General features: G+C 69.1%; 13 protein-coding genes. 6 read left to right on the plus strand and 7 right to left on the minus strand.

The genetic code is table 11. The annotated features are described in order from the left end of the window. Window positions 1-98: 98 nt before the first annotated feature. From C2L58_RS46845 to C2L58_RS49105, 3 genes are all read left to right on the plus strand, one after another. Entirely contained in the window at window positions 99-608 is a 510-nt protein-coding gene (locus C2L58_RS46845) for a hypothetical protein (protein ID WP_103344080.1), read from the plus strand. Between the two features lie 112 nt (window positions 609-720). Beyond that, window positions 721-1,182: a hypothetical protein gene (locus tag C2L58_RS46850; protein WP_103344081.1), complete on the plus strand. Its 462-nt coding sequence runs from the start codon at window positions 721-723 to the stop codon at window positions 1,180-1,182. Between the two features lie 191 nt (window positions 1,183-1,373). Continuing rightward, complete coding sequence (locus C2L58_RS49105) at window positions 1,374-1,961, plus strand: hypothetical protein (protein WP_146073844.1); 588 nt, start codon at window positions 1,374-1,376, stop codon at window positions 1,959-1,961. Between the two features lie 49 nt (window positions 1,962-2,010). On the opposite strand, the gene C2L58_RS46860 is transcribed toward C2L58_RS49105, so the two are convergent. Continuing rightward, entirely contained in the window at window positions 2,011-2,886 is an 876-nt protein-coding gene (locus tag C2L58_RS46860; RefSeq protein WP_103344082.1) for a hypothetical protein, read from the minus strand. Between the two features lie 52 nt (window positions 2,887-2,938). Beyond that, entirely contained in the window at window positions 2,939-3,169 is a 231-nt protein-coding gene (locus C2L58_RS46865) for a hypothetical protein (RefSeq protein WP_103344083.1), read from the minus strand. A 254-nt stretch (window positions 3,170-3,423) separates the two neighbouring features. Between C2L58_RS46865 and C2L58_RS46870 the strand changes: the two genes are divergently transcribed. From C2L58_RS46870 to C2L58_RS46880, 3 genes are all read left to right on the plus strand, one after another. Further along, window positions 3,424-3,789, plus strand: coding sequence for a hypothetical protein (locus C2L58_RS46870; protein WP_146073845.1), 366 nt, complete (start codon window positions 3,424-3,426; stop codon window positions 3,787-3,789). 156 nt (window positions 3,790-3,945) lie between these two features. After that, a complete protein-coding gene (locus tag C2L58_RS46875) occupies window positions 3,946-4,149 on the plus strand; it encodes a hypothetical protein (RefSeq protein ID WP_103344085.1) in 204 nt (67 codons plus the stop codon). Between the two features lie 197 nt (window positions 4,150-4,346). Further along, a complete protein-coding gene (locus tag C2L58_RS46880) occupies window positions 4,347-4,538 on the plus strand; it encodes a hypothetical protein (RefSeq protein WP_103344086.1) in 192 nt (63 codons plus the stop codon). 9 nt (window positions 4,539-4,547) lie between these two features. On the opposite strand, the gene C2L58_RS46885 is transcribed toward C2L58_RS46880, so the two are convergent. The 5 genes from C2L58_RS46885 to C2L58_RS46900 all read right to left on the minus strand — a co-directional run bounded on the left by C2L58_RS46885 (window position 4,548) and on the right by C2L58_RS46900 (window position 6,743). Next, a complete protein-coding gene (locus tag C2L58_RS46885) occupies window positions 4,548-4,799 on the minus strand; it encodes a hypothetical protein (RefSeq protein WP_103344087.1) in 252 nt (83 codons plus the stop codon). A gap of 10 nt (window positions 4,800-4,809) precedes the next feature. Continuing rightward, the gene (locus C2L58_RS49110) at window positions 4,810-5,178 is read right to left on the minus strand and encodes an HNH endonuclease (protein WP_146073846.1); all 369 of its coding nucleotides are present in this window, start codon (window positions 5,176-5,178) and stop codon (window positions 4,810-4,812) included. 253 nt (window positions 5,179-5,431) lie between these two features. Continuing rightward, window positions 5,432-5,821, minus strand: coding sequence for a helix-turn-helix domain-containing protein (locus tag C2L58_RS46890; protein WP_103344088.1), 390 nt, complete (start codon window positions 5,819-5,821; stop codon window positions 5,432-5,434). Beyond that, entirely contained in the window at window positions 5,818-6,018 is a 201-nt protein-coding gene (locus C2L58_RS46895) for a hypothetical protein (protein WP_103344089.1), read from the minus strand. The genes C2L58_RS46890 and C2L58_RS46895 overlap by 4 nt, the downstream gene beginning before the upstream one ends. Beyond that, window positions 6,015-6,743, minus strand: coding sequence for a hypothetical protein (locus C2L58_RS46900; RefSeq protein ID WP_103344090.1), 729 nt, complete (start codon window positions 6,741-6,743; stop codon window positions 6,015-6,017). The genes C2L58_RS46895 and C2L58_RS46900 overlap by 4 nt, the downstream gene beginning before the upstream one ends. Window positions 6,744-6,880 lie beyond the last annotated feature (137 nt).

Consider the following 6,880-nt stretch of genomic DNA (forward strand, 5'->3'; position numbering starts at 1 on the left):
GGTGCGACTGCGCTTGTCTTGCTCGCGCGGTCGAGTCGAAGGTTGGTGTCAACGGCGGGCACACCGGCCCACCACCACTCACCACAGGGAGAAACACCATGGCCACCAACGCCACCACCACCGCCCGCAAGGCCCCCGCCGCGACGAAGCCCGCGACCGCGAAGCCCGCCGCCCCGAAGGCGACGACCCCGGCCGAGCCGAAGGCGACCGACGCGAAGGCCCCCGAGGGCACCGCCAACCCGGCCACCACGGCCCCGGCCGACGCGAAGAAGCCCAAGCGCGGCAACGGCGACCTGTTCGACAAGCTGGCCGTTGGCGCCCGGGAGGTCGACCTGATGCCCGTCACGGCCCGGGGTGGCAAGCAGAACCCGCTCGCACAGCTCGTCCAGCGCAGCTTCACCGAGAAGAAGGCGTTCGCGCTCGACCCGATCGCCAACGACCCGAAGACCATCGACGCGGTCAAGGCCGCCGTCCGGCGTGCGGCTGCCCGCAACGGCCTCGGCGTCAACCTCAGCCACGAGGTGCAGGCGGACGGCATGGTCGTCATCTACCTCAAGGGCAAGGTGAAGGCCGAGGCCGCCGGGGGCAAGGCCAAGGCCGCCAAGTGACCTGGTGGCCAACCGGCCACCAAGGGGCCGGGCCGGGGCGTGCGCTCACCCAACCACGACTGAGCCGCCCCGGCCCGCACCCCAACACCCACCACAAACGAAGAGGATCGTCATGCCCAGCAAGGATTCAGACCTGCCCTTCAAGATCGAAGCTGCCCGCCTCGCGTGGGACGGAGCCCACGGCAGCGTCGAAGGGGCGATCACCGGTGCGTTCGACAAGCTCGGCGCGACGTGGAGCTACGCGCCGAACACCGACTCGGCCTCGCACATCAACGTGACCTACGCGCACCGCCCGATGACCGTGACGATCGATGCGCCCGACGACCGGGAACCGGACGGGAAGATCGCGGAGTGGCGCCGCAAATTCGGCGCTGGTCCCGCGCTTGGCGACACCGAGGGCGCCCGGTACGCCAGCCTGCTCGATCTCTCGATCGAAGAGATCGGCGCGGTCGCCGGGAAGCTCGCCGAGGCGCGCCGCACCGGAAACCTTGACGGCGTCCCCGAGGCGGCAGACGACCTCCGGGAAGCGCTCGCTGGCCTGGTTCAGCTGGCCGACCTCGTGGTCGGTGGCTAGTGAGCCACCAACGAAGACCCCGCGCTCACGCGTGGGGTCTTCCCTTTGCGTGCCAGCGGTTTCGACGCACCGTGACGTGGTCCACGGAACACGATCGGAACCGAAGATCGCTGGTCCAACTGCGTCCGCAGAGCTGATCCTGAGATCACCAACGAAACAGACCCGGACAGGTCGCAACGAAGGGGAACCCGATGAACACCAGCACCAGCACCGGCACCCGCACCCGCACCCGCACCTACAACGTCGTGTACGCCCGTGGCGCCGTCCACATCCAGGGCCTTGACGAGCAGGTCCGAGGCGGGCTCGACAGCCTCGACTACGCGCTGACCGCGTGCCCGGCGCTGTCGAAGAACCAGACCTTCTGGGTGTACGCGCTGACCACCACCGACCTCGCTGCGGCCGTGCAGAAGGCCACCGCGCTCGCCGAATCGGGTCAGGTCACGGGCTTCTGCAAGAAGTGTCGCAAGACCGCCCTCGCCGCGCTCCAGGCCGAGGCGCAGGAGATCAGCGACAAGATGCAGAACGCGACCGTCGAGGTGCCCGGCGAGTGGATCGAGGACGTGCCCGAGGATGACGGCCGTCCCGTTTGGACGTTGTCGACCGACTACGACGGCGAAGCCGAAATCTACTACGCCACGGTTACCGGCGACGGCCCGTGCACGTGGACGGTCGGCGAATGCTTCCCGGAAGGCCGGATCATTGAAGACGGGAAGGCTGACACCGTCGAGGCGGCGCAGCAGCTGGCCGGGCAGGCGTTCGCGCGCGCGGTGGCGCGCTGAGCGGTCCCGCTCGCCCTGGAAGCCCTCACGAACTCGTGGGGGCTTCCGCCTATTTCAGGCCCATGTCCTCGACCCAGAACGCGCGCTTGTTCGCCGCGTTGGCTTCCCCTGCCGCACCGGAGGCCAGAATCGTCAAGGTCGTGCCGCCCGAAGCTGCACCGGAGTTGGCCGAGCAGCCGAGCTGGTACGTGCCGTCGGTGGGGACCGTGAAGATCGTCTCCACGATGATCGCCGGGTTGGTGTAGACCTGGTTGATGATTCCCTGGGTCCGGATCACCGGGTCAGCGGTCGAGACCGGCGCACCGACAGCCGAGAGCCGGATATTCGCCGTTCCATTGGGCGGGTTGACCGCGCCGGACGCGTTCGTGTTGAACGTCCAGACCGCCTTGTAGTAGCGGGTCGTGCGCATCCCGGGGATGGTCAGCGTTTCGAAGAGGCCGTCCGCCTGGGTGGTGTTCGTGTCCTGGACGTTGCGCTTGACCAGGCCGAGGATTCCCCGGCGGGCCTCCAGCTCCCAGCCGCCCGGGTACGCCCACTGAAGGGCGACCTGTGTGTCCAGCTGGAGCGTGCGCAGGCCGACGTGCGGATCGGCCGGCAGTGCGGCCGCGTTCGCGACCGGCAGTACCGAGTCCCGCAGCGTCGGCGCGCACGCCCAGAGCGTTGAGGCCGGCCATGCGCGCGCGGTCGATCCTTCACGGCCGCGCACGACGGTGATGGTGTTCGAGGCGCCGGTGTGCGCGGTCGCCCACACGATCTCGAAGTTCTTGTTCGCCGGGTCCTGGAGCGTGATCGGGATGTACAGGTTGGTGGACAGTCCCGATTGAAGAGCCGCGAAGTCCGTCGACACCATCGTGGTGTCCGAAATGGCCGCCGGGTTGGTCAGCTGGCCGAACAGGTAGTTCGCGGGGACCCGCAGCTCGTACACGTACCCTCCCGTTCTCGCAGAGTTGACGGAATGGCGTGCAGAGCTGGAAAAGTCAGTCGTCCCAGACGATCCGTGTCGCGCCGCCGTGGCCGTGGATGGCCTCGGCGGACTCGATGGACGGCCAGAAGACGTTGGACCGGTGCTCGCCGGACCAGTGCACGTTCGCGCTGCCGTCCGGCCACAAGCACCCTTCGGCAATGCCGCCGGTCCCGGAGGCTCCGGTCACGTCGTCATCGCGCTGGAGGTGGAACCGGCGCGAGCGGCGTGGTCGGTCGTCGGGCACGGCGCGCTCCTCCTGGGCTGTCAGCACCGAGTTTGCGAAACGCGGGTTTTCACGCGCGACACCACCGACGCGGTCTGGGTGCCGTGTGGTCCTGGTGATTTCGACCCCCTACCCCCCGGGCGAGCAGCTCGGGCCGCGGCGGTGAATCACCCGAACGGCTCCTTGCTGCCGGCCGCAGCGCGTCCGGGATCGTCGGGTGCGACCAAGTCCACAAACGACAGAGATATGAGGACCAACTAGTGGTCGCAGTGAGGGTGACGGGCAGGTTCGTCGGCCTGTGGTTCGACAACACGTCGGTCGGACAGGGCGTCGAGCTGGACACACCGGAACGACAACTCTTGTGGGAGATCTACCGTGACGCGCCCGTGCGCAGGTACGGACGCGCGGGGTCTGCGCACCTGCTGACGTTCCCGGAATCGCGCGGAGGTCTTGGCGCACTGGAGGATCTGTTCAACTACGCGAACCAGGGCGTGCAGGTGACCGTCGATGACCCGGATGACATCGACACGCATGTGGCGTGCCGTCTGATGGCGGAGCGCGCGCTCGCGGCGATACGTGAGCTGGAGGTCCAGCTTGGCGAACCACCAGGCACGGTGACGTTGTTCGGCATCCACCGCTGACATGAAGACCCCGGGCTGCTGCTCGGGGTTTCCTTATGCGCGGGGCAAAGTATCGCTCGGATGGCTCCTGATCTTGGGTGCGATCACGCGGAGATCCTTTTATAGGACCGGTTAAGCGGTCAACAACCCGGACAGGTTACTGAAGGAGCTACCACGATGTTCGCCAAGATCTTCGCCCACGTCGCCACCCTGGTCACCATCCTGCGCACCGCCACCGTGTTCGAGACCTCGATCATGTCGGTCGCGTACTTCGTGAGCGCGTCGGCCGGGCACGCCGAGCTGCTGGTGGCGATCGCCTACAGCGTCGGGACCACGCTGCACGTGCGCGAGACCTACCACGAGCTGCGCCACGCCGCCTGACCTCGCCGCCGAGGTGGCGCGCCCCATGTGGGCGCCCTGCCTCGGCCGCGAGACCACCCCGAAGCCCTCGGCCTTCCTGGCCGGGGGCTTCGTGTCGTCTCCGTCACCCGCGCGTGGACACCGCCTTGAGTCTCAACGTCGTCACTCGTACGGTGTCGAACATGAGTTCGAGACGACGATGGAGCCCACGCCCGCCGATGGACGGCGAAGCGGTCTGGGACGACGAGCTGCGCCGGTTCGCGACCCCGCCGACGTGTCGGCACGGGCATCCGCTGGACGAGACCATGAAGACTTGGCAGATCGACTGGCAGGAGTACCGCTGTCCGCCCTGCGCGGCGAGCGGTGAACCCGATCCGTTCTTCCGGCTGCGCAAGCCCGCAAGGATCTGAACAGGCGGGTCAAGCGTTGTTGCGGGCGTGCCGGAGGACAGCGAAGACGAAGTAGATCCCGGCGACGATCGCCCCGGCGATGACGAGCTGGACGAGGACGGCGCGGGTGGCGGCCTCGGCGGCGAGGCGGTCCACCGATGCAAGCTGCTGGGCCTCGTCCGGGGTAAGCCACCAGGTCACCGGGCCGCAGATGAACACGGTGATGACGGCCAGCGCGACGGTGACGCCGAGACTGATGCCGATCGTCCGCAGTTCGCGCATGGGCTCGATGCTATCGAGACCGGGTGGCGTTCCACCCTCCTGGGCTGGTCAGGCCGGTGTGCCGGTCGTGACAGCGCTTGCACAGCGGGCGGAGCCGGTGCCAGGCGTCCGGATCGGGTACGCCTCGGGCGACGAGGGACCGGCGGGTCTCGGGGTGGTGGTCGGCCACTGTGGCCGGTCGGTTGCACAGCGTGCAGAGCCGGTGTTCCCGGAGGTAGGCGGCGCGGGTGAGCTGCCAGTCGTGGCCGTAGCCGCGCTGGGCGGCGGTGCCTCGGCGCTGGTCGCCCTCGCGGCGTTGTTCCCGCCGGCAGAGCGGGCACGGGCCGGGCGGGATGGTGGTCCGGCAGGTCGGGCAGACGCGGGGCGGGCTGGTGGGCACGACCCTCGGTCTCCGTGGTCAGTGGCAAGAGACTGCACAACCTGTGCGTGGGCAGGCTTCGGGCAGATTCCCGTGGTTGACGATGATTGCGTCGAGCGAACCGGGCTCTGGTGAAGGCCCTCGCCACTGAAGTGCGATCCTCGCCCGTGCCGTTCGAGTTCCGCGTCCCCGTGCACCCCTGCCGATCATTGGGCATAGGGGTGCTTGCTGTGCACGGTAGTACAGTCACGCCCGCGCGCGCCACCCGGCCCCGTCACGAATTCCCTGTCATATCAAGGTTTTCAGTCGAACTGGCACGGATCTGGCGGCGCTGGGCGTGGTAGGCCAGCACGTCGGCGACCCGATACCGGAGTCCGTCGGCTGTGTCCACTGTGGGCAAACCACGGCGGCGCCACTGGCGGACGGTGTCGGGCTGGACGTCGCACAGGTCGGCGACTTCCTCCATCGTGAGCAGGTCGTCGTGACCGAAGTTCATCGGGCGCGGAGTGACCCACCCCTGGCCGAGCTCGCGGCAGCGGCCGTCGACCTCGCCGCACGCCTCGGCGTCGGCACGCAGCAGGGCCTCGCGGTAGGTGCGGGCGATCCGCCGCGCCCGGTCAAGCGGGCTGTCACCGGGCCACGGCCACGGATCGGCGCGCTTCACGACGCGGCCTGGCGGTCGTGGATCTGGCGGGCGAGATAGACGTTGAGCAGCCCTTCGCCGGCCATTGTGGCCAGATCCTCGCGGGCTTCGTCGGCGAAGTCGTGCCAGGTCAGATGGTCCGCCTGGTGTTCCTGGGCGTTGCGGCGCAGCGCGTTCTCGGCGAGGCAGTGCACGGCCAGCCCGTACAGGTCGGTCACGCCACCGACTCCCCTCGTGCACCGAGCAGGGTGCAGGACTGCTCGTACTCCTCCCAGGTGCAGCGCTGGCCGCAGGACCCGCACCGGATGACGTCGTCGCCGTCAGCGCGCTGCAGGGCGCGGCGGTCGCAGCGCGGGCAGGGCTCGGGCAGGGTGTGGACCAGCCGCAGTTGCCCGGTGATGGCGCGGACGCGGTGGGACAGGTCGAGCAGGATCACCGCGCCGTCGAGGCCGTCGCGGTCGAAGGTGGTCCACTCGTCGAGGATCCAGCCGGTGTGGACGGCGCCGCGTAGGGCCAGCAGCACGCTGATCGAGTTTTCCAGCAGCCGCGCGGCCCGTTCGAGGACGGCGCCGGGGCGGCTGTCGCGCGCGGCTTGGGTGTCCCAGTCGACGTTCAGGACGTCGGCGACGGATTCGGCCCAGCATTGCGCTTCGTGCAGTAGCGCGGCTTGCACGGTCTCGATGCTCAGCGAGATTGGGACGGGCAGTTCGCGGGTTCCGGAGACGAGCTGGCGCAGGCCGTCACGGGTTCCGGCGAGCGCGGTGTCGAGGTCGAGGTAGTCGCGGGGCAGGTCGGTGATGGCCTGGCGCAGGTGGCGGGTGCAGGCGTCGCACAGGCCCTCGGCGGGGTTGATCGGCGCGCCCCGGGTGATGTGCGGGGTGTCGGGGTCGGGTTCGCGCTGCGCGCAGCGGGGGCCGCGGTAGCAGCGGTGCAGCTCGGCCATCGGGTTTCTCCTGGTCATCGGCCTGTGGCTGGTCACGGATGCCGGCGGATCGGGGACGTAACGGCGGGTCGGCGTGTCGCGACCCCACCGGGGAGAGGCTGGGAGGTGAGGGCCGTGTCCGTAATGCGGAATCGGCG

The sequence above is a fragment of the Amycolatopsis sp. CA-126428 genome, assembly GCF_002904335.1.
In the GTDB taxonomy this organism is placed as follows: Bacteria; Actinomycetota; Actinomycetes; order Mycobacteriales; family Pseudonocardiaceae; genus Amycolatopsis.